Below are 272 nucleotides of genomic sequence, written 5' to 3' on the forward strand. Positions count from 1 at the left end.
TTAGCGGAAATTATGTTACCAGCTCGTCAACCAGGTTCATCTATTATGCCAGGGAAAGTAAACCCTGTTATGCCAGAGGTAATTAATCAAATTGCGTTCCAAGTCATTGGTAATGACCATACAATTTGCCTTGCTTCAGAAGCAGGACAGTTAGAATTAAACGTGATGGAACCAGTACTTGTTTTCAACTTACTTCAATCGATTAGCATTATGAATAACGGTTTCCGTGCCTTTACAGATAATTGCTTAAAAGGAATTGAAGCGAATGAAGA

1 protein-coding gene is annotated in these 272 nt (G+C 37.9%); it reads left to right on the forward strand.

Annotated elements, in window-relative coordinates; genetic code table 11:
- Positions 1–272, forward strand: a 272-nt coding sequence (locus HFD78_RS29210; RefSeq protein ID WP_277680578.1) for a lyase family protein, incomplete at both ends; no start/stop codon positions are given.

The sequence above is a fragment of the Bacillus sp. EKM501B genome (genome assembly GCF_011800505.1).
GTDB classification, from domain to species: domain Bacteria; phylum Bacillota; class Bacilli; order Bacillales; family Bacillaceae_G; genus Bacillus_A; species Bacillus_A cereus.